Here is a 21,229-nt window from a genome sequence, read left to right as displayed (position 1 = left end):
TTATAATAAATGAAATTATATTTGCACCAAGATAATCCATATAAATCACTAGCTGAATCATCTTTTCATAAAGCTTCTGATCAACTAAAAACTTAAACTCATACTTGAAGATCTCTTTAAATCATCCTCGTTATCCAAGACATTCTCCTTCTCATTTTCCCTTAGCTCAAACATCATTTTTCTATAATTTTTAATTTCCGCGTGCTTTGATTTCTCCAGATTTTGTTTCATTTCCATGTGTTCTGCATCTGGTTTTGTTGGTTGCCATATTACCCCGTTTTCCTTTAATTGATCAGTTGCTATTCGATCCATATTTATTTCTTCTTGAGTTTGATCGATAAGAAATTCTTCACCCCAACGGCCACGAAGATCTTCTAATTGCATTTGCTTCAAACTTTGAAACTCAATACCTGTATGCCCCACGCGTTCTATCCCCAATGGATCCAATGTGGTTTCATTAATTGTTCGAAAGCGTATATTTAGGAACTCTTCTAATTGATGATAATGCATTAATTGTCTAGGTAATGGTGCCTGATTATCGAAAAAATCACCTCGAAGTATTGCAGCAGCATGTCCTAATTCATGGAGGAATGTGACATAGGTTTCAACAAGATAACTTTGAGCCTTCCCGTCTTTATCTACTGTATATCCAAATGGCACACTACCTTCTTGAGCGTAGGCAAGGGTAATATTTCCCAATGCTTCCGGAGATCCTGGTTTCATTTGCTTCTGAAGTTGAACAAAAAATTCATCGACTGATAAATTTGCCCAATCATCAAAATCATTATAACTCCAACCGGTTTGCGCACTTAAATCGGAAATGTTAAAGCCGTCTTTTGGAGTTGGTTCAACTTGAATTGCGTTTCCATGTTTCACTTTAAAATCTACTCCATGTCGTTCGATACCTGTTAGGAGCTCGGCCATTAAGACTTGACCTTGATCATCATGAAACGCTAAAAAAAAGTCTGCATCTAATGTTTCGAATCGTTCATCTTCTGGGGACTGGAGTAATTTGTGCATTTTATCAAATAATTCTAAAGTTTGAGTAACATCCTTATAACCAGTTACTCTCTTCCAGTAGCTTTCTTTTTCAGCATCACTGAATGAAAGATAGCTTTGATACAATTCATATACCTGCTGTTTTGTTTGTTGATAACGAAGAATATCTTGATTGAGTTTTGTAAATAATTGCGCTGACTTTGCAGACTTGGGGTTTTCAATAATGGAGGATCTCAATATATTTACAGTACTGTTAATTTGTGTCCTTTCTTGTTGCATTTTTTTATGGAGGTAAAAAAATTCTTTAGCTTTGTAGTCGGAGCTATTCGGTTTAGTGAATAAACTTGGTGCCATTTCATAAGCACCATTTCGAAGTGATTCAAAAAAACCAAATGTATTGTGAGCTCTTATTTCTTCATGAGTTAACTGCTTTGTGGGTGAATAGGCCTTGGAAATTGAAGAGGCAAGGGGTGATGCTTTTGGTCTGCTTTTAGTCGTTTGTTGCTCACTCGCTACTTTATCTTGCATCATTTCCTGCGGAGGTAGGCTTGCTATATGAGCATCTGAACTATCTGTCTTTTCAAGTTTTGAGGCATTACTTTGGTTTTCACGTCTCTCTTTCATGACACGACTCCTAAAACCATTTTCTGATGTTTTAAATATTAAATTAGTGAAATTAGGGGGAAGTTACAGATGATGATCATATTGCGTTGAAGGTATACGCATTTTGTTTTTAGGCTTAAGGCCTTCAATGAACTATGGAGCTCATCTAGGCTTAGATGGGGTTCAACCGTTTTCTCTAATCTTCTTCTTTTGCGGGCATTGTATCTATGAGAGAAAACACAATATTGCTCTGCATTATCTTATGCAATATCATAATCCTCGAAACAGCAGTTATCATCTTCCACAAATGATTAATATGCTGAATTTAAAGAGTTTTTTATCGGATTAAATAAATTTTTCAAAGGGATAATTAATGAAAAAAAATATATATTTACTGAGTTTAATGGCATCGAGTACTGTTTTTTCTGGAACAATGGGGCCAATTTCTACAGTCGTTAGTCCTAAGGAAAACGTGTATTTGGGGGTTGGGGTTGGCGCAACGTTTAATACCGATAAATTATTGGTAACTAATATCGTTACTCTTCGAAATTCTACAGCGTCATCAACTAATAATCGTGCTCAAGGCAATCTATTTATAGGTGCAGGCCACACATTTGCGAATAATTTATTTTTAGGCGTTGAAGCCAATACTTATTTCCCCCATCGTGTGGTTTACTATAATTATCCAGGCGTTACTTTTACAACCCAACGCTTTGACGTCAATTTTTTAAGTCAGGACTATTTAGGCTTGGATGTACTTCCGGGTTATCGATTTAATCCCAGTTTATTAGTTTATGGCCGAGCTGGTCTTGCTTTTAGAGATACCGCTTTAAATCGTGATGCAACAAATACCGTAAGTCCATACTATCATGCACGTGATCAAGTGGGTGGTCGATTTGGAGCTGGCTTAGCTTATGCGCTGATATCACATCTTTCAGCAGCATTGGACTACAATTATACCTATTACCCGACACTTTCTAGTCTAAATAGTCAATATAATGGACAATATGACATTAAAAGTCATGGAAACTATGTTGGTGTATCTTTAGTTTATACAAGTTAAATTTAGTTAGATAGAGCCTGGTTTACACGTTGAGTCGTCCAGGCCACAATATTAATTTCGGGCTATCTAATGTAGCCCGGATATAATCCGGGAATCCATGAGCGTAGCGAATTCCTTAAATCAAATTTTGACACAATTATTCGATGCACGCTGTTCCAGTGTCTAGAGATTGTTTAATTAGGGCTGTTACTGTTTGCTTTATGTTCAGGAGAAAATCTGTTTTTTAAATCCAATACAACATCCTTAAATGAGGGTTTATTCTCTTTAAATAACCCATGATTCGATTTTATAGCCTGTTTGGACTCATCAAAAATATATTGCCCCAGAAGATTTGTTTTTTTTGCAATTGAACGAATGATGTCATCTCGTTGTTCTGAATTTTCCAGATTATCCAAATGCTTGAATAATTCAGAGGTAATTAACTCGTATTTAATCTGTTGCTGCTTCATCATTGTCGCACTCGCGGAAGTATGTAACATCATCACCATAACCAAATCCCATCGTTTATCCTTTATAGCAATCGAAAGAGGTGAGTTCGCTTGATGAGAGGGGCAGGTAAAATCTACATCATATGCAGTCAGGCGAAGGAGAATATCAGGACTTATGCCTCTTCTGATAAGTAAATGAACTGGAGTTTCGCCTTGAGCATTAGTTCTGCGTAAAAAGTCTTTATTGAGATCTGCAAGGGTAAATAACGAGTCATATTTTAAATTTATGGCTGCAGTAAATACGAGAGATTCTATATCGGCATGAGAGTCGCGCAATAAATCTGGATGCTTTTGAAGCATAGCAAGCACATTAGTATGCTGCATATGAGATGCAATACTGAGTGCGGACATACCAAGATCTGTAACTCGGACCAGTTCTGAATTTTTTACAGATGCAAGATAATCAACTACCTCGATATAGCCATATTGAGCAGCATATATCATTGGTGTATAGCCATCATTATCCGCTCGAAATAAGGATTTTTTATCAAGTTTGGTAATTTTTTTTAAAGTGTCGACATCCCCATTCATCGCCGCAATATGCGCAATGGTGGTGCCACCAGAGCGGTAATCGTTTTTAAGCGTGGCTGTTTTAACCGTTTCCTTTTTGAGTTCATTCGACTGTTTCAATTGATTGAATTGAGATTTGACCTGCTCCAGGTAAGGGTTTTTTCCTGCGGTATAAATCTGTGCTTCAAAAGCAGTTATCTGGTTGTCATGAAAGGCTTTGATAATTTCCTGAACCAACTGTTCAAGTGATATTTTTCTGGCGGGTAAGGTGTTAGGGTCAGTAATGGTCCAACATTGCTCTGCTGGAATATACTTGATACTAATTCGATGCAAGGGACTATATAGACTGAATGATAATTTGGTATATTCCATACCCTGAGTATTTTTTTCACATTGTGTAAAAATAGCGCTTAATTGTGTCAGGTATTTTTTAAGTTTCTTTTCATTACCAATAAATGGATCTGCAAAAACCTCTTGAATCCCTCCTCTGGCGACTAGCTTTTCAGGACGAATTACTTCGGCCAGTCTGACAATATCTGCTTTAGCAATAAATCCATTAAAAAATTCTTTAAAGTTATCGGTAAAATGAGCGATTGTTATAGATGAAAAAAAAGCATCCAAATCCATTATATTTTTTTCAAATGGGGTCAATTTCTCCTTTTTTTTTATTTTTTCACGAATAATAGGAAGCATTTTTGTACTATCGGTTAAGCCATTATAGGTGATTTTCTCGGCATTCAGATTAAGAATTAAATCGATACGACGATCAAATTTGGCCTCTTCCTCACAAATTTCGGCAAAAGCCACCAGACAGATTAATCCTGCGCAAACCCCTTTTTGCGGTACTTTGTACCCAAATTTATTCATTAGGGAAATTAAAGGAACCTGAGTAGAGACCATAACCTTACTCCATGCATCTATATGTTGAGTATAAACTAAATACAGAAGGGGGGCTTTTAGAATAAAGCTTCTGATCGAAGCAGCAGTGTTCGAACGTTTTTATCTATGGGGAACCCAACAATTTCCTCGTATTCTTAATAGTGTTCAAAAAAATTAAGTTCCTTCGGATGTCCCAGTAGTTCCACCCGCCAACAATAATATTATCCGTCTGGTCCTTATTAAATCGCTACCAATAAAGTGAGCATATGATCAGAAGATCGTTCGCGTTATTAAATACCTGATGTGTTTTAAACGATTCAAAATAATAAATATCATGTTGTAGTACAGGATAAGAAACACGTTCAAAGTTTAAGATTCCCTAGTCCTGAAGGACTATCCTCACCTCCTTTTCGAGATGCTTGTCGACCGGAGTGATACAACCGGGTAACACGTGGAAATAAGTTGCATCAAAAGGTGGTTGAGTTTACCCTAAGGCAAACTGAACTGGATGTACTTCAACTCCGTCTTGAATAGGTTTTGACTTTGAACAATGCAGTTTAGCATTACTTGTTTGATGCAGCGGAAAGTAATATAAACCATCCATGGTTGGCAGATGTTGATAGCCAAGAGTATGCCAAAGTGCTTTTCCCAATTTGGGCATAAAAGGATAAAGAAACAGGGAGAAAGCCTGTAACCACCCAAAATAGGATGTTGTCTGCTGCTTCCCAATAATCGTCTCCATATTCCATTGAACGTTCTAAACCCAGAGTTTCTATATGCATTCTATTACTATAAATATCGTATAACTCCTATAGGTAAAAAATATGCCAACTTGTCCAATGTTTGCTCTTCTTGATATCATGGTCTATACATATAATAATACGTCCATTATTTACTATTCGTTTTTTCACTTATTTAGAGGCTTATGATTTATGGGGTATGAAGCTAGAGGTTTGCCAAACAAGCTTCCTGGGTCTCAGAGTGAACACGGATGGCAGCTAAGAGTACATATTGATCCGAAGGCTGTAGATGAAAATAATCCCGATAATAAAATCAGCGTTATTCGACAGTGTGTCTCAGAAGCATTCAAGGATTGTGCGGTTGAAGGGAAAATATTTGTCATCCGTAACGACGAGGATGGATATGATGGTGCAATGAGTCAATCTGGAAAAGATAGAACTCAATTGGGCAAGGAAGTATGTATTTATTTGCCTGATTCTCATCAAAAACAAATAACTAGTGAGGAATACAAACAGAGATTATCAACGCTGTGGCAATTACTTCAAAAGAATGGTGTTCCTTTATTGCACTTGAATGTTCCTGGTGATCAAATGATCACGATAGGTGATACCAAAGTTCCTTCTCCTTTTTCATTTACCTCTCAGAACCCGGATCGACAAGAATGGAAGGACAAACATGGAATATTATTTAAACAATTTAAAGCGCATGGTGAACACCCTATCTTAAATGTCAGTTTTTCTCCCAAGGATCTGAGTTCTGCTGGTATTGTCCTGGAAAGCTCATTCGAACAAAGCAGCGCTTTTCTTAAAGAGCATCAAACAACAGCTCATAAGACAATAGAACACGAATTGGAATCAATTAACAGTCAGGATAGTTATCTAGCGTTTTTAAATGACGATACCAAGACTAAAGAGGTATTTAAATCTCTTATTAATGACTGTCAGGGAATGCGCAGCGATGAGATCGCTAAAAAACTACAAGGCAATGAGTTTTATCAGCGCTTTTTAGATTATCCCCAAAAGACTAATAGTAATTTTGATCAAAGTGAGATTATTGACGAACTGTATTATAAAATGAAAACCAAGCAATTAACTGAAGCTGATGTTGATTTGATGGTTGATAATTTAAGGAAGCAATATGCCTCTGCAGTTGAAGACATCGTTAACGATTTTAAAGAACATAATATAACTGTTGGTGAGTATGATATTGAGGAATTAGTCAATAAAAATCCCAAAGCCATGCAAATAGTTTTTCGGCAGCAAGCGCTGATAAACCAGGAACGCGATCAAAACTCCAGCTTTTTAAATGATGAGCCTAATACTAAAGAACTCGATCAATTAGTGAAGTCTGTTGATGCCTTAATCAAAGAACTTGATGCTCTCTCGGTTAAAACCAGTGATAAGCGTCTCATAGCAAAATCTCAAGAATTTGGTATGTCGCTGCAGGCCGTCCGAAATCAAATGGCATTAGATCAATTGGCACAAAATGAGCCTAACACAGATGAAGATCGTAAGACTGCACTGAAAGGTTATGCTGACGATATTGGAAATGCAGTAAAACAGCATGCTGATAATTTAATCAAGGCCCCCTCGGTGTCAAATTTTTTCCTATCTGTTTTAAATGCCTGTATCAGGGTAATCAACACGATCACTCCTTTAAATATTTCTGAATACGCTTATAAAGATAATGAGAAGGTTCCTTTAACTCTAAAAGAACGATTACAAGATCTAAAAGAAGATATCAAATTAAAGGATAAAGGGCCGAGCCAGGAACAGGAATACGAAGAAGAACAAGAACAAGAAACGGCCCCTACGCCACTTATTTCAAATCCATAATTGAGCGAATGACTTGAGCCGGATTTCCGCCGACAAGGGTATTGGGGGGAACATTCCTGGTGACTACTGAACCAGCAGCGACAACCGAGTTTTCACCTACAGTAACACCACCAACAATAATTGCACCAGTGGCTATCCAGACGTTTCTCTCAATCACGATGGGCTTTCCGATTGTGGTTGTCCTGCGTTTAGATGGTTCAAGAGCATGGCTGGCTGTGATGATGCTAACGTTGGGTCCAATCATCACATCATCCGCTATATGGAGCCCACCAAGATCATAGAACGTGCAGTTCTGGTTTATGAAGACATTTTGTCCGATGTGAATTTCATCGCCACCAGCGGTATAAAATGGGGGTATCAGTAAAAAACTTTCGTCTACTTGTTTACCTATAAGTTCACTAAACAATGCGCGAATTTCATTGGAATCATTAAATGTTAAGCAATTTAGCCTGGCAGTGATGGTCATCGCTTTCTTGGTGTTTGCCAACATGGCAGCTGATTCTGAAGTCTTGCTGTGGATTATTTTGATATTTTTTGTCATTCGACATTCGGAAATTCCTTACACTCCTAATTAAGACTTTTAATCTATAGCAACCAAAGGTGCCAAGTTAAAGGCAAAACTTCGATTAATTATCCTTTGGCGCGGAACAAGCTCCCTTCTCCCTGGTTTTAGGGAGAAGGGCTGGGGATGAGGGGCATTTTGCCAGCAAGCCTGGATTAAGTGAAGCGAAATCCTTGATGTTCGAAGCCTAATCTTCAGGTTTACTGCGTCACCTGCATACGGACTACGTCAGCTGATTAAACATTAACAATTCAAGGCTTTACTCTGGACCTAATGTTATGAGTAAAGATCGGCTTATTTAATAAGAACCATGGGAGGAGATATTGACATTTCTTGCCCATTTGTTAATGGAGGGACTTTATAACTGATGCAACGATTTACCTGCACACTCTGGTCAAAATTAAGATAGCAAGTAATCATATCACCAGCGGGGTTATAGATTATTAAATCCGACTCACCTGGGCAATCGCCCGAAATGCGTAGTTTATAGTGTAGTGGATTTGGAACATCCTTATTGAATACATCGGCTACACATTTCACCAATTGAATACCATTGGTCTTGGTTGGACCCTTATAGCAATTTTTTACAACATCCAGAACCAGATTCAACAGCTCGCGGGAATATTCAGTAGCCTGTTCTGGCGTGGCCTCTGTAACAACATAAGCCTGTGTATTAAAAGTAAAAAGGCACCCAATACTAAATAAAATAATTCTAAAGAGCATCATTATCTCTGAATGTCGAATTTATTTAATTATAGAATATATAAAATTGTTTGCTTGAAAATTAATCACGTAGCCTGTATTAGACGAAGTCGTAATACAGGACGGTTTCCCCCTTGCTATAAAACCAACAACCACTGGTGCTCAGGCTACAAGGTGGCGGGCAAGAGTAGATTCAAAAAAGAAAACGGCTTCTACAGAGGGCAGAACCCTATATGATTTCGTTCTATATGATTTACACTGGTGCTTTCAAAGGTAATTAATTTTTTATTTATTGGATTTACAAGGATGCAAACATGACTAAATCATCAGCTAAAGTAACGTATCTAAAAGATTATAAAGTTTCAGATTTTTTAATTGAACATGTTGATTTAACTTTCGAACTGGATAGTAGGGATACGCGAGTTAAAACGAAACTGAACATTTCCCCCAATCCTGCTTCTGATGCAAGTGAGAAGTTATTAGTCCTCCAGGGTGAGAAGATTGGACTGCACTCGGTTATGCTTAATGGTACAGTGCTAGAGTCTGTTGATTATCAGCTTAGTGATAATGAATTAATCATTAAGGGAATTAATGCTCCCTGTGTTCTCGAACTATGTAACTCGATAAATCCTGAGTTGAATACAGAGTTAAGCGGTTTATACATTTCTAAAAATAAATTCACAACTCATTGTGAGGCAGAGGGATTTCGGCGAATTACCTATTTTATCGACCGACCTGATGTGATGGCGACCTATACCACCACCATTATTGCAGATAAAAAGCAATGCCCTTTTATGTTATCTAATGGGAACCTGGTTGCAGAAGGGCAAACTCCAGACGGGCGAAATTTTATCACCTGGAATGATCCTTTTAAAAAACCAAGCTATTTGTTTGCTTTAGTTGCAGGAGACTTTGACTGTGTTGAAGATGTTTATCTCACTCAATCAGGTCGCACTATCAAGTTAATGTTTTATGTTGAAAGAGGCTTGGGCGAGCGATGCCATCATGCAATAGAATCCTTGAAAGAAGCGATGCTGTGGGATGAGGTGAATTATGGACGAGAATGTGATTTAGACGTCTATAAAGTTGTTGCTATTGATGATTTTAATATGGGTGCAATGGAGAATAAAGGCCTCAATATTTTCAATTCAAAAGCTATTTTAGCTCTTCCATCACGGGTAACCGATGATCGATTAGTGGGAATTAAAGGCACTGTAGCGCATGAATATTTTCACAACTGGACAGGGAACAGGGTAACGGTTCGCGATTGGTTTCAGTTAACCGTTAAAGAGGGTTTGACGACCTTTCGAAACCAAACTTTTATTACGGAACTCTGCAGCCGAGCGTTACGAGCCCTTTATGTAAACGATTTACGAAGCCGTCAATTCCCTGAAGATGCTGGGCCGTTGGCTCACCCCGTCCAACCAAAATCCTATATTGTCCCCGATAATTTTTATACTTCAACAATTTATAAAAAAGGGGCTGAATTGTTTCAGATGCTAGACACTTTATTAGGGACTGAGACCTTTCGCAAGGGAATGACTGTATATTTTAATCGCCATGATGGTGAAGCAGTTACAATTGAACAATTTCTTACTGCCATGCAAGATGTATCAAATAAGGATCTGTCCCAGTTCGCTCTCTGGTTTCATCAGGCGGGTACGCCCGAAATTGAAGTTGAAGAGCACTATATCCCGGAAGAACAGATTTACCTTTTGACCTTAAAACAATCTACCAAACCGACACCTAACCAGCCTGATAAAAATCCTATGGTAATTCCTGTTCGTATGGGATTGATCAGTGAAGAGGGTAAAGTGATTCCCTTATACCTCAAAAGCGAAGAGGCATGTTCTGAACAAATATTGCTGCTAACTCAGCCAGAGGAGCGTTTTGAATTCAGACAGGTTCCTTCTAAACCAATCTTGTCTTTATTCAGAAATTTCTCTGCACCAGTACAGATTAAACATTTAATTGCGGAAGAGCATTATGGAATCCTGGCCAAAAGTGATGTTGATCCTTTTAATCGATTGGAAGCCAGCCAACGATATATTCTTAATCAATTGGAGCAGGTCATTAAACAAGTGCAGGAGGGACGTGTTTTAAGTCTTTCTGAGCAGTTTATCAAAACACTGGATTCTATTATTAATTCTTCAGAGCCTGATTTATGGCTTCTCGCAGATATGCTGACTATTCCTTCTGCACACTATTTGGTCGACAAATTAGAACACATTGATATTGAGGCAATGTACCTGGCAAGAGAATTTTTGATTAGTGAAGTCGCGCATCAATTACAAAGCAGTTTAATGGCTCGATATCAAAGCATTAATTGCAGCAGTCAAAATCCACATTTTGATATTAAAGAGGCGGGAATGCGACGATTGAAAAATCAATGCCTGTCCTATTTGCTGCATCTAAAAAATCCTGAAGTAAGACAATTGGCAATGAAGCAATTTCAGGATGAGCTAGCGGTTAATATGACGAATACCATGGCTGTATTGAAAGGATTGAATCTATTGGAACAAAACGACCGTGAACTCTTTTTAAGCCAATCTCTGGATTTGTGGCAAGACGATTCATTAGCAATGGATAACTGGTTTTCTGTCCAATCAAGCTCGGCAACCACAATTGATGCCATTAAAACACTCATGGCGCACCCCAAATTTGACATAAAACAGCCCAATAAGGTGACCGCGGTTGTAGGTTCATTCTGTGAGAATATAAGTCTCTACCATGATGGGGCAGGTGCAGGATATCAGTTTTTAAAAGAGATTATCTTGCAACTCGATAAAATTAATCCAAAAGTGGCTTCCGATCAGGTTAAATATCTTGCAAACTGGCGTCGTTTTGATCCTAAGCGCCAGGAGAATATGAAAGAAGCTCTTCAAACCATTGTACAACACCCCATCTCCAAAAGGTTATTGGAAATGGTTGAAAAAAGCCTGGGAACTAATGAGCTTCCTAAAGAACAAAAAATAACAATAAGTGAATTACCCCAAAGCTTCTTCAGCCAAACAACACAAAATAATACCACTCAAGAACCGCATGTTTTAACCATTTCCCCTTAAAAATAAGGGTAGTTCAAATTAAAAAAGCAATCACTTAATCCCTTAAGTGATTGCTACATCGCCACAAATGAGAGACACGTATTGTATTTTGTTTTAAGGTAGTGAAAAGCAAAAGACACGATCTGGCCTTCAAGCAGACCCTCTAGTCGTACTCATCCCCAATCCTTTTGATATAGGGGGCTGACCCAATTATTTTTTAATGGGCTCTATTCAAAATAACGTAACCCAATCGCACTCCGAACCTCTTCAAGAGTTTTTTCAGCTATTTTTTTTGCTGCGGTAGTACCTGAAATTATGATATCCATTACTTCACCACGTTTAAAACTATTTCTTTTGTCTCTTATTGGTTCAAGCATAGTCTGTAAGGTAGTGTTTAAAATATTTTTAATTGTGGCGTCACCAAGCCCACCTTTTCTATAGTGATCTTTTAAATCTGCCACTTCTTGTGAATCTAAATGAAATGCATCAAGGTAATCAAACACAACATTTCCTTCAACTTTCCCGGGATCACTAATTTTTAAATGAGTTGGGTCAGTGAACATTAAAAATACTTTGCGTTTTATTTCTTCAGGTGTGTCAGAAAGAAAAATCGCATTACCTAAGGATTTACTTGCTTTAGATTGACCGTCGATTCCAACCAGGCGAGAGGTTTTACTTAAAATAGGTTTTGCTTCCTTTAAGCACTCGGTATTATAAATTCTGTTAAACCGTCTTACTATTTCATTGGTTTGTTCAATCATAGGAACTTGATCATCACCAACAGGAACTGCTTCTGCCTTGAATGCGGTAATATCTGCTGCTTGACTGACTGGATAACAAAAAAAACCTGCGGGTATAGATGAATCATATCCTTTTTGTTGAATTTCTGTTTTTACTGTAGGGTTTCGTTCGAGTCGCCCTAAAGTGACAAGGTTCAGATAATAAACAGTAAGTTCTGCAAGCTCAGGAATATGGGATTGTATAAAAATAGTGCTTTTTTGTGGGTCGATACCAACTGATAAATAATCTAATGCTACTTCATAAAGATTGTCGACTATTTTGCCTGGGTTCTCAAAATTATCAGTTAAGGCCTGAATATCAGCTATCATTATATACTGATCGTATTCAGCTTGAAGCTTAATTCGATTGGCTAGAGAACCGACGTAATGACCAAGATGTAATTTACCTGTGGGACGATCGCCTGTTAATATAATTTTTTTCATTGAAAACCTGAATGTAAAGCTTAATTATTGGAAACTATAACAGAAAACCAGCAACCACCAAGTAGAAATTTATTTACCAATAGTGTGAATATGGGGTCAGGATCTGCCCCTCTAGTACTTGTATGATTTTTCAAAGTGAGATGTCGTCGTTTTTTCTGAAATACTATTATCTGATGGCGCGAATGATTTATTTTTGGATCGCAATTGTGAAACAAATGTAGCCTGGTTGCTTGCAACCAGGATTTCCAGGAACGATGCTTCCTACATTTTTCTAAAAATGTTATGTTAACCCAAGCAAGAATCTATGGAAAAAACATCATGGTCAATTACAGGCGAGATAAAACGCAGGGTGGTACTTATTTCTTTACATTGACCTTAAAAGATAGAACATCAAATTTAATTACGTACCATATACCAGAGTTACGGCATTCCTTTCTACAAGCTCAAAAGAATAACCCATTTATTATACATGCTGTTGTGGTACTACCCGACCATGTACATTTGATAATGGAGTTACCAGAAAAGGATTCAGATTACTCAACCCGATTACGCCAAATAAAGACCTATTTTTCACAAGAAATAAAATCATCAGGAGAATCCATATTAAAAAACCTGCGCGGCGAATACAACTTATGGCAACGTCGATTTTGGGAGCATCGTATTAGAGATGAATCAGATTTTAACTCACATGTTAACTACATTCATTTTAACCCGGTGAAACATGGTTTGGTAAAAGAGGTTATAGAGTGGCCTTATTCAAGCTTCCATCGTTATGTTCGTGAGGGGAGATTGCCAAGAAGCTGGGGAGGAGTATATGAAGGGAAGTTTGGGGAGTAATGAATCCTGGTTGCAAGCAACCAGGCTACGTTTTCTACGCTTCCTGGGAATTCATGAGCTATCTTAAGAACAAAAGATAACAATAAGTGAATTATCTCAAAGCGTCTTCAGCCAATCAACACAAAATAATACCATTCAAGAACCGCACAAGAAACGCATGTTTTAACAATTCCCTTTAAAAATAAGGGTAGTTCATATTAAAAAAACACTCGCTGACTCCTTTATGATTTAAGGACTCCACCAATAGATGAGGCTTAACACACTCTGAACGGTTCAAAATCCACTTCGGCTTCAGTCGAATGTTCAAAATTAGGTAAAAATAAAGTATTGCACATGCGTTGTGCAAAATCCTTGCTGTCGATCACCACATTAGTTTCATGACAATTATGTAATCCCGCAAGATCTAGATTGGTGGAACCAACAATAGTTACTTGACCATCAATAATCATCAGTTTCATGTGGATTACATCTTTTATTGGATAATCTAATTTCTCTGATTGATTAAACCATTGCATAGTGAGATTCTTTTTCTTATCTTTATGAACACCTTCATAAAGTTGATTTACACTTTCTTGATTAGTCCCGCCATAGAAAAATTCGCGCAGGTCATTAAAGTTATAGCTCATTAATAGATCGACTTTACCATTTTTATTATTGATAAAATTGAGTAACGCTCGCAAAATTTCTGGAGAATTAACATTGGGCATAATAATCTGAATGTGACTCTGTGCCTGATTAATAGCAGTCATATAAGCATTATTGATAGGGTCTGGTGGCAAGGCGGCTTGGAAAAATCCTAAAGTAGCAGGCTTAACCCTGATTTGGCTGGTGATGTACAGCATGGGGCAAGCACCAGAACTAATCGGCGAAGGTTCATATATTTTAGGCTCTTCATCTCCTTTATATCCATCAGTTCTTGCTCTCCACATCACCAGAAAATCTAAAAGCGCAGGTCGTGCTGCTTTGGGAATAAATATTGCCGTATCATGAAAACCATGTTCCCCATAACTTGCGCTCTGAAAATTAGAGCTTGTTAAAATGACATCATCATCAATGCAGATTGTTTTTGCGTGATTACTTGCAGGAGAGCTATGTGTATACGTGCCTAAATGTACCGTGATGTGTTCAGGCAAATCATGCAATCCTAGATGTTCTGTTGTATTTCGATAGTTCGCAAAGATTTGCTTCAGATAGAACATTCTGGCGATCATACCTAATTCATCTAACAAAATATAAACTTGTAATGGTTTCTCCCGATCACAAAGTGCTTGATTAATTGCTTCAATAATTGGTGTGTCAGGTTCCCAAACAAAGATTTGAATCACCAGCTGTTCATTTGCATCACGGATCTTATTAACGATTAAGTCCGTGATCTCCTCTATACCCTGAGCTATTTCAATCTCTTCATGACGATGAGACATCAACATCTCATTTGCTGGGATTGTTCCAAGTTCTGCAACACTTTGAGAGCTGGCGATGATCGAAGACATCAGTGGAGAAGGTTTGATTTGTGATAAAGAAATTTGGTTAACAACCTTTTTTGAATCAATATGAATTTCTTTCATGATTTAAAGTATTTTGGATAATGTATAAAACTATATCATAATTGAACATTATTTTAGATAAAAAACAGGTATAAAGGAAAGCCGAACTCTCGTTCCACTAAGACGGAGTTATGCTCTGCCCCTTTTATGCTCGATTTCTCAGATGTCTATCTTGGTGAAAAAGATTTGTCGGGCTATTCGTAGCCCGACCTAAGCGGGCTATTCATCATCACTGTTATCTTCAGATGTATCAGTCGATTCCTCATCCGATTCGTCTGACGATTCATCACTTGCTTTATCATTGGATTTATCTACAGTGGATTCATCGCTAGTGGTTTCCTGTTGGATTAAATACGGTGACAGTAAACGATACCAGGCTCTTTGTTCTGATAAATACTGATATTTGCAATAATCTTTTCGTTCGATCAAAAAAGTAATTTCTTGTTTATTGTCTTCCCAAGTAGACACTTCCTCAATCATTTTTTTGGGGAACTTACCATAAGCTAAACAAAGGATGTTGTAATAGCGCTGCATATTTAAAGCATGTTCATCCCAATAGGCATCATGCTCCTCTTCTTCCTCATTATCTTTATCCTTTTTGGACAGATATTCCATCAGCACAAAGGCATCTGCGGCATTTATGGCGATTGAAAATCCATCTTTTACTAAATCTAAGGAAAGAATCGCGCTTAAATTATCTGCTGCCGTTTCATCATTACCCACTATAGGTAAATCAAAAACATCAATTATCGCATGGGCAATTTCATGATAAATAATAAAGCGTGCTAAACCAACCATATGATCGTTAATTAAGTCCTGATCGCTTTTTTCAGCGTCAGAAAATGATTTAACATCGTTTTCATCATCCTCAATGTACTCCTTAAAATATGTTTCCCCTGAGAAAATAATTGTATTGTAATCGATATAGATAGTTTTCTCGCTTGGATAATATGCTGAGGGACGTTTCGTCTGATAAATTATCTTAATGTCCTGTGGAAGTTTTAGCTCTTTATTCAATGAGTTGATTAAACTATCAAAATGTTCTGGCTTATTTAATAAAGACTTTATGGCTTCTTGCGCCTTATTTTCCGGCTTCTCATAAATGATGATAAATTTCCCATATTCCTTTGCATCTTCAGCATAGATTAGAGGCATGTATGAAAAAAATAAAAAGGACGAAGATATAATACCGTGAACAAAAGACTTGACTATCGCGGAGTAACGTTCCATACACACCTCATCGGTCAAAAATCCATTTTTTTGTTTTATTACTAGTACTAGTATAGACAAATAAAATATTTTTTAATCAGAACCGCGAATACGGGGTCGAATCTTGCCTTCTGCTTCTTAATGATAGAGTAGTTTTATAATTCTGTTAGCTCATGAATAGCAGATCCCTAAATTATTACCAATTTTATTCAAGCAAAAAGCAAGATCTGACCCTTTTATGCTTTATGTTGGCATTTACGTGTTTTAGGTGTTGATAGAGTTTAGGCGCTGGGTGCACCATTCATGGGTATTGCGAGATTTCCTTCAATAATAGCAACTGGGAGTTTATCCTGATCGCCAGCAAGGGATAGGCGGATTCCATCCTCACCAACTATCATAGGTCGTTGATGCATGGTTTGCAGGATTTCTAATACGCCCTTTTTTTGATAATTTTATAGTCTGGCTTTAGCTGATCTATGGATGTATTTTGAGTCAATATCATCACCGCTCCGGCACACTCACCACCGATAGCAGCCAATAAGGCAAAATCATTTTTTTCACTGATACCCAATTGCCGAGCAATAGCAGTACGCATATGGGCTTCGGGCAAGAGACCACTAAAAAACGGACGGCATTGCTGCATTGAATAAAGGTTTTTTTGAATGGGAAGGGAGTGTGACAACGGGAGATTTTTCTTGTTTTCCAGGTAGGCGTCATCATACACAAAAGACATATCGCCATGCGTATCAATACTTGATTGGCCTGCTAGTATTTGATTAAGATAGACGTCCAGTTTATGATTGTTGATTTTCGAAATCAGCATGAGATAAGTTGAGTTGAATCCCAAGTACATGTAGTTCTTGCAGCGTTGTTCCAATTTGGCAAGTTGACTTTCCATTTTCCAAATCAATAATAAAACGTAAACCAGTACCCGCAGTTAAAGCCAAATCTTTTTGGGTAACATTGAGTTCTTTACGAACTTTGCGAATATAACGTCCTATATTTTCTGGAGATTGAATCATCATTATTCATTTAATGTTCCCGTAGGGTAATTTTATACCCCATTGAAGAAAACCCCAGGAAATGTTACCGATCGGTAATAATATGATGTTTTTTGCATATTAAATAAAAATGTTACCGATCGGGAACATCCAATTCAATTGGAATTCAATTCAGTAATTGAATATTGAATTTGGCGAGATATAAAATATGCCTGCTACTTAGGGGGCCAGTGAGGCATCCACGCCGTTATAGGGCTAGAAAGGTCCCTGTCTTATTTTGTAACCTTGGTATAAACTTTTGGTCTGAACCCTAGGTCTCTAAATTCAACAACCAAGGACAAGCAATTTTGGTAATTGAAATAACTGATTGCTGTAATTTTAAACAGGAGTAAGTTATGAAACGTTTTCATATTCATATTGGCGTTGACAATCTTGCTGATAGTATTCGTTTCTATAATGCCCAGTTTTTTTCTGGAGAAAAAGTAGCAGAGGGTTCTTGTTCAATGCCTGATAAAATACCTCAACCGCTTGCTGTGATACAAAATCAAAACCAACTGGGTGTTGCGGATAATGAACACTAAACCCCTTAAGCTACTATTTCTGTGCACCGGTAACTCGTGTCGTTCTATAATGGCGGAGGCGATAACTAATCAATACTCTAATGGTCGCTATCTTGCTTTTAGCGCAGGTAGCGTTCCTACTGGAAGCGTGCATCCAAAAGCGATTGAAACTCTTGCACATCATGGAATCAAATGCAAAGCAGCACGCAGTAAATCCTGGAATGAATTTAAATCACAAGCCATTGATTTGGTCGTTACAGTGTGTGATCAGGCGAATAGTGAGAGCTGTCCTATTTTTCCAGGCCAACCCAGGAAATTTCATTGGAGCATCCCGGATCCTGCTAAATCAAAAGGAAACGAGATAGAAATCAAAGCTGCATTTGAGGCAGTTTTTAATCAACTTAAACTACGAATTGAGCAGGAATTGTTATGACCACTTGCAGGACAGGGCGTCTTTCATTTTTAGATAGATATTTAACCCTATGGATCTTCATGGCAATGGCTGCAGGTGTCGCTATTGGTTCATTTTTTTCCAGCGCCCCGCAATTCTTAAATTCCTTATCTTTTGGCTCGACGAATATTCCTATTGCTATGGGTCTTATTTTAATGATGTATCCTCCATTAGCCCGAGTAAAATATGAAGAATTACCCCTGATATTTAAAGACTGGGGAATTCTTCTGTTGTCATTGATTCAAAACTGGTTTATCGGTCCCTTCCTCATGTTTGGTCTTGCTGTTTTATTTTTACATGGATATCCCGAATATATGACTGGGCTTATTCTTATTGGGCTGGCACGCTGTATTGCCATGGTGATTGTCTGGAATCAGTTGGCAGAAGGGGATAATCAGTATGTTGCTGCCTTAGTGGCATTTAACAGTATTTTTCAACTGCTGTTTTTCAGTGTTTATGCCTGGTTTTTTCTAACAGTTTTGCCACCACTTGTTGGCATGAGTGGCCAAATAGTCCACATCAATTTTATGACGATTGCCGAAAGCGTTTTTATTTATTTGGGCATACCTTTTTTCGCAGGATTTCTGACTCGTTTTTTATTGATAAAGAGAAAAGGGGTAATTTGGTATGAAACCGTTTTTTTACCAAAGATTTCGCCCATTACATTGATTGCGTTACTTTTTACGATTCTCGCGATGTTTTCACTTAAGGGTGCTATGGTATTGCAACTTCCTATAGACGTCATTCGTATTGCCATACCTCTGGCTATTTATTTTGTGGTGATGTTTTTTGTCAGTTTTGCGATGGGGAAGCTTATTGGTGCCAATTATGAAAAGACAACGGCCGCATCATTTACTGCAGCCAGTAATAATTTCGAATTGGCGATTGCTGTTGCAATTGCCACCTTTGGACTTAATTCTGCCATAGCTTTTACAACGGTAATTGGTCCTCTTGTTGAAGTGCCGGTTCTTATTTTACTTGTGAATGCAGCATTTTGGTTACGAAATCGATGGTTTTTAGGAGCAACTATTAAGTAGGAGCTAGAATCTAATATTGAAATCACTCAAACGCTACTCCAATAGTGGTTATTGAAACAGGGATGCAAAAAGATGAAATTTCTACAACAACCCCCGCGCTTTCTATTTTTTACTGGTAAAGGTGGAGTAGGCAAAACATCAATAGCCTGCGCCACTGCAGTTCAACTGGCTGAAACAAATAAGCGTATATTGCTGGTCAGTACTGATCCAGCCTCCAATGTGGGGCAAGTATTTGATGTAAGTATTGGTAACCAAATTACCGCAATCCCAGCCGTAGCAAGTCTCTATGCGCTGGAAATTAATCCAGAAGCGGCAGCGCAAGCCTATCGTGATAAAATTATTAATCCGGTTCGTGGTGTTCTCTCTGATACACTAGTCAAGGATATGGAAGAGCAACTGTCTGGTGCCTGTACTACGGAAATTGCAGCTTTTGACGAATTTACCGAACTGCTCACTGACACCACACTGACAGCTGAGTTCGAGCATATTATTTTTGATACCGCACCCACCGGACATACCATTCGGTTGTTGCAGTTACCCGGTGCCTGGAATAGTTTTCTTGAAAATGGCCAAGGAGATGCATCTTGCCTCGGGCCTTTAGCTGGACTGGAAAAACAACGTGAACAATATAAAATGGCTGTTGAAGCCTTATCTGATCCATTGCGCACACGATTAGTGCTAGTGGCAAGGGCACAGCTTGGGACTTTGCGAGAAGTTGCTAGAACCCATGAAGAGCTGGCAGCTATTGGCATGAGGCAACAATTTCTGGTTATCAATGGCATTCTACCAGCTAGCGAAGCGGTGCATGATGCATTAGCAGCAGCCATTTATTCTCGTGAACAGGCTGCTTTAAGAGCTATTCCTTCTGTACTTAATGAGTTGCCCTGTGACACAGTGGAACTTAAATCATTTAATTTAGTGGGTTTAGAATCCTTACATCAATTACTAACCCATTCTGTGCAACGATGGTCTCCTCAGGGCGAGCATATTGTCCCTCACGATTATCCTCGCATAACAACCCTGATAGATGGTATTGCAGATGATGGACATGGTCTTGTAATGGTCATGGGAAAAGGTGGGGTCGGTAAAACTACACTTGCTGCTGCTGTAGCAGTTGAGTTGGCAAATCGAGGGTTTTCTGTGCATCTTACCACTTCTGATCCAGCGGGACATTTGAGCGAAACTTTGATTGATGCTCTGGACAACTTAACTATAAGCAGGATTGACCCACATGTTGAAACGGAGCGCTACAGACAACATGTGCTAGAGACAAAAGGTGCACAACTCAATGCTCAAGATCGCGCTCTTTTGGAAGAAGATTTGCGTTCACCATGCACTGAAGAAATCGCTGTCTTTCAAGCATTTTCAAGAATTATTCGTGAGGCGGGTAAAAAGTTCGTAGTGATGGATACAGCACCCACCGGGCATACTTTATTATTACTTGACTCTACAGGTTCCTATCACCGAGAAATTCAGCGTCAGATGAGTGGTAAGAAGATCTATTTTACCACGCCCATGATGCAATTGCAGGATCCTAAACAGACTAAAGTGCTGCTCGTCACGTTAGCGGAAACGACTCCAGTACTTGAGGCTGCTAACTTACAAGAAGACTTGCGTCGTGCAGGTATTGAACCTTGGGCGTGGATTATCAATACTAGCATAGCAGCTGCACAGACAAATTCGGTGCTATTACGCCAAAGAGCACAAAATGAACTGATTGAAATTGATAAAGTGGTTAACCGGTATGCTACACGGTATGCAGTTGTTCCCGTACTCAAGGAAGAACCCATTGGTATCGAACACCTGTTGGCTCTGTTTAATCAGTAAATTACTCCAGACTAGTTCACTAAAAGGAGGCACCTCATGAATGGTTCACCTCGATAATTTCATTTGAGTATTCGCGAATCTGATCTTGAAGAAAGCACGGTATTTTATTCTGTG

Annotated in this window: 19 protein-coding genes; 8 read left to right on the top strand and 11 right to left on the bottom strand. The window is 38.3% G+C overall.

Annotated elements, in window-relative coordinates:
- Positions 1-84: 84 nt before the first annotated feature.
- Positions 85-1,623, bottom strand: coding sequence for a hypothetical protein (locus tag IZU94_RS10375; protein WP_203110390.1), 1,539 nt, complete (start codon positions 1,621-1,623; stop codon positions 85-87).
- Positions 1,624-1,975: 352 nt separating this feature from the next.
- Here IZU94_RS10375 and IZU94_RS10370 point away from each other — a divergent pair, with 352 nt between their 5' ends.
- A complete protein-coding gene (locus IZU94_RS10370) occupies positions 1,976-2,665 on the top strand; it encodes an outer membrane protein (RefSeq protein WP_203110389.1) in 690 nt (229 codons plus the stop codon).
- Positions 2,666-2,838: 173 nt separating this feature from the next.
- Here IZU94_RS10370 and IZU94_RS10365 read toward each other — a convergent pair whose 3' ends face one another.
- Both IZU94_RS10365 and IZU94_RS10360 read right to left on the bottom strand, forming a co-directional pair.
- Entirely contained in the window at positions 2,839-4,563 is a 1,725-nt protein-coding gene (locus IZU94_RS10365; RefSeq protein ID WP_203110388.1) for an ankyrin repeat domain-containing protein, read from the bottom strand.
- A gap of 463 nt (positions 4,564-5,026) precedes the next feature.
- A complete protein-coding gene (locus IZU94_RS10360; RefSeq protein ID WP_203110387.1) occupies positions 5,027-5,284 on the bottom strand; it encodes a hypothetical protein in 258 nt (85 codons plus the stop codon).
- A gap of 190 nt (positions 5,285-5,474) precedes the next feature.
- Between IZU94_RS10360 and IZU94_RS10355 the strand changes: the two genes are divergently transcribed.
- Positions 5,475-7,118 carry a hypothetical protein gene (locus tag IZU94_RS10355; RefSeq protein WP_203110386.1) on the top strand — a complete coding sequence of 548 codons (1,644 nt, stop codon included), beginning with the start codon at positions 5,475-5,477 and terminating at the stop codon, positions 7,116-7,118.
- Here IZU94_RS10355 and IZU94_RS10350 read toward each other — a convergent pair.
- Positions 7,102-7,659: a sugar O-acetyltransferase gene (locus tag IZU94_RS10350; protein ID WP_203110384.1), complete on the bottom strand. Its 558-nt coding sequence runs from the start codon at positions 7,657-7,659 to the stop codon at positions 7,102-7,104. The two genes, IZU94_RS10355 and IZU94_RS10350, sit on opposite strands and share 17 nt — an antisense overlap.
- A gap of 315 nt (positions 7,660-7,974) precedes the next feature.
- The gene (locus IZU94_RS10345; RefSeq protein WP_203110383.1) at positions 7,975-8,406 is read right to left on the bottom strand and encodes a hypothetical protein; all 432 of its coding nucleotides are present in this window, start codon (positions 8,404-8,406) and stop codon (positions 7,975-7,977) included.
- A gap of 290 nt (positions 8,407-8,696) precedes the next feature.
- Between IZU94_RS10345 and pepN the strand changes: the two genes are divergently transcribed.
- Positions 8,697-11,447 (top strand): aminopeptidase N, encoded by a 2,751-nt coding sequence (gene pepN, locus IZU94_RS10340; RefSeq protein ID WP_203110382.1) that lies wholly within the window; start codon positions 8,697-8,699, stop codon positions 11,445-11,447.
- 206 nt (positions 11,448-11,653) lie between these two features.
- Here the strand turns inward: pepN and trpS are convergent, their stop codons facing one another.
- The gene (gene trpS / locus IZU94_RS10335; RefSeq protein ID WP_203110381.1) at positions 11,654-12,649 is read right to left on the bottom strand and encodes a tryptophan--tRNA ligase; all 996 of its coding nucleotides are present in this window, start codon (positions 12,647-12,649) and stop codon (positions 11,654-11,656) included.
- A gap of 282 nt (positions 12,650-12,931) precedes the next feature.
- Between trpS and IZU94_RS10330 the strand changes: the two genes are divergently transcribed.
- The gene (locus IZU94_RS10330; protein ID WP_369410914.1) at positions 12,932-13,486 is read left to right on the top strand and encodes an REP-associated tyrosine transposase; all 555 of its coding nucleotides are present in this window, start codon (positions 12,932-12,934) and stop codon (positions 13,484-13,486) included.
- Positions 13,487-13,740: 254 nt separating this feature from the next.
- Here the strand turns inward: IZU94_RS10330 and IZU94_RS10325 are convergent, their stop codons facing one another.
- The 5 genes from IZU94_RS10325 to IZU94_RS10310 form a co-directional block, all read right to left on the bottom strand.
- Positions 13,741-15,051, bottom strand: coding sequence for a phospholipase D-like domain-containing protein (locus IZU94_RS10325; protein WP_203110380.1), 1,311 nt, complete (start codon positions 15,049-15,051; stop codon positions 13,741-13,743).
- A gap of 198 nt (positions 15,052-15,249) precedes the next feature.
- Positions 15,250-16,260 (bottom strand): DUF4344 domain-containing metallopeptidase, encoded by a 1,011-nt coding sequence (locus tag IZU94_RS10320; protein ID WP_203110379.1) that lies wholly within the window; start codon positions 16,258-16,260, stop codon positions 15,250-15,252.
- Positions 16,261-16,520: 260 nt separating this feature from the next.
- Positions 16,521-16,652 (bottom strand): hypothetical protein, encoded by a 132-nt coding sequence (locus IZU94_RS18315; protein WP_255541657.1) that lies wholly within the window; start codon positions 16,650-16,652, stop codon positions 16,521-16,523.
- A gap of 14 nt (positions 16,653-16,666) precedes the next feature.
- The gene (locus tag IZU94_RS10315; protein WP_238400420.1) at positions 16,667-17,062 is read right to left on the bottom strand and encodes a HipA N-terminal domain-containing protein; all 396 of its coding nucleotides are present in this window, start codon (positions 17,060-17,062) and stop codon (positions 16,667-16,669) included.
- Entirely contained in the window at positions 17,034-17,264 is a 231-nt protein-coding gene (locus IZU94_RS10310) for a helix-turn-helix domain-containing protein (RefSeq protein ID WP_238400421.1), read from the bottom strand. The genes IZU94_RS10315 and IZU94_RS10310 overlap by 29 nt, the downstream gene beginning before the upstream one ends.
- A 371-nt stretch (positions 17,265-17,635) precedes the next feature.
- Here IZU94_RS10310 and IZU94_RS10305 point away from each other — a divergent pair, with 371 nt between their 5' ends.
- From IZU94_RS10305 to arsA, 4 genes are all read left to right on the top strand, one after another.
- Positions 17,636-17,821, top strand: a complete 186-nt coding sequence (locus IZU94_RS10305) for a hypothetical protein (protein ID WP_203110502.1) — start codon at positions 17,636-17,638, stop codon at positions 17,819-17,821.
- Positions 17,811-18,233, top strand: a complete 423-nt coding sequence (locus IZU94_RS10300) for an arsenate reductase ArsC (RefSeq protein ID WP_203110377.1) — start codon at positions 17,811-17,813, stop codon at positions 18,231-18,233. Before IZU94_RS10305 ends, IZU94_RS10300 begins: the two co-directional genes overlap by 11 nt.
- Complete coding sequence (gene arsB, locus IZU94_RS10295) at positions 18,230-19,288, top strand: ACR3 family arsenite efflux transporter (RefSeq protein ID WP_203110375.1); 1,059 nt, start codon at positions 18,230-18,232, stop codon at positions 19,286-19,288. Before IZU94_RS10300 ends, arsB begins: the two co-directional genes overlap by 4 nt.
- A 72-nt stretch (positions 19,289-19,360) precedes the next feature.
- Positions 19,361-21,115, top strand: coding sequence for an arsenical pump-driving ATPase (gene arsA, locus IZU94_RS10290; protein ID WP_203110373.1), 1,755 nt, complete (start codon positions 19,361-19,363; stop codon positions 21,113-21,115).
- The last annotated feature ends 114 nt before the right edge of the window (positions 21,116-21,229 follow it).

It is taken from the genome of Legionella bononiensis, from assembly GCF_016786215.1.
In the GTDB taxonomy this organism is placed as follows: Bacteria; Pseudomonadota; Gammaproteobacteria; order Legionellales; family Legionellaceae; genus Legionella; species Legionella bononiensis.
This window is presented reverse-complemented; position numbering and strand designations above follow the sequence as displayed.

Bases quoted from the DNA above. Each gene is read 5' to 3' on its own strand.
- IZU94_RS10375 (WP_203110390.1), bottom strand. From the start codon at position 1,623: ATGAAAGAGAGACGTGAAAACCAAAGTAATGCCTCAAAACTTGAAAAG.
- IZU94_RS10370 (WP_203110389.1), top strand. From the start codon at position 1,976: ATGAAAAAAAATATATATTTACTGAGTTTAATGGCATCGAGTACTGTT.
- IZU94_RS10365 (WP_203110388.1), bottom strand. From the start codon at position 4,563: ATGGTCTCTACTCAGGTTCCTTTAATTTCCCTAATGAATAAATTTGGG.
- IZU94_RS10360 (WP_203110387.1), bottom strand. From the start codon at position 5,284: ATGGAGACGATTATTGGGAAGCAGCAGACAACATCCTATTTTGGGTGG.
- IZU94_RS10355 (WP_203110386.1), top strand. From the start codon at position 5,475: ATGGGGTATGAAGCTAGAGGTTTGCCAAACAAGCTTCCTGGGTCTCAG.
- IZU94_RS10350 (WP_203110384.1), bottom strand. From the start codon at position 7,659: ATGACAAAAAATATCAAAATAATCCACAGCAAGACTTCAGAATCAGCT.
- IZU94_RS10345 (WP_203110383.1), bottom strand. From the start codon at position 8,406: ATGATGCTCTTTAGAATTATTTTATTTAGTATTGGGTGCCTTTTTACT.
- pepN (WP_203110382.1), top strand. From the start codon at position 8,697: ATGACTAAATCATCAGCTAAAGTAACGTATCTAAAAGATTATAAAGTT.
- trpS (WP_203110381.1), bottom strand. From the start codon at position 12,649: ATGAAAAAAATTATATTAACAGGCGATCGTCCCACAGGTAAATTACAT.
- IZU94_RS10330 (WP_369410914.1), top strand. From the start codon at position 12,932: ATGTTAACCCAAGCAAGAATCTATGGAAAAAACATCATGGTCAATTAC.
- IZU94_RS10325 (WP_203110380.1), bottom strand. From the start codon at position 15,051: ATGAAAGAAATTCATATTGATTCAAAAAAGGTTGTTAACCAAATTTCT.
- IZU94_RS10320 (WP_203110379.1), bottom strand. From the start codon at position 16,260: ATGGAACGTTACTCCGCGATAGTCAAGTCTTTTGTTCACGGTATTATA.
- IZU94_RS18315 (WP_255541657.1), bottom strand. From the start codon at position 16,652: ATGCATCAACGACCTATGATAGTTGGTGAGGATGGAATCCGCCTATCC.
- IZU94_RS10315 (WP_238400420.1), bottom strand. From the start codon at position 17,062: ATGCTGATTTCGAAAATCAACAATCATAAACTGGACGTCTATCTTAAT.
- IZU94_RS10310 (WP_238400421.1), bottom strand. From the start codon at position 17,264: ATGATGATTCAATCTCCAGAAAATATAGGACGTTATATTCGCAAAGTT.
- IZU94_RS10305 (WP_203110502.1), top strand. From the start codon at position 17,636: ATGAAACGTTTTCATATTCATATTGGCGTTGACAATCTTGCTGATAGT.
- IZU94_RS10300 (WP_203110377.1), top strand. From the start codon at position 17,811: ATGAACACTAAACCCCTTAAGCTACTATTTCTGTGCACCGGTAACTCG.
- arsB (WP_203110375.1), top strand. From the start codon at position 18,230: ATGACCACTTGCAGGACAGGGCGTCTTTCATTTTTAGATAGATATTTA.
- arsA (WP_203110373.1), top strand. From the start codon at position 19,361: ATGAAATTTCTACAACAACCCCCGCGCTTTCTATTTTTTACTGGTAAA.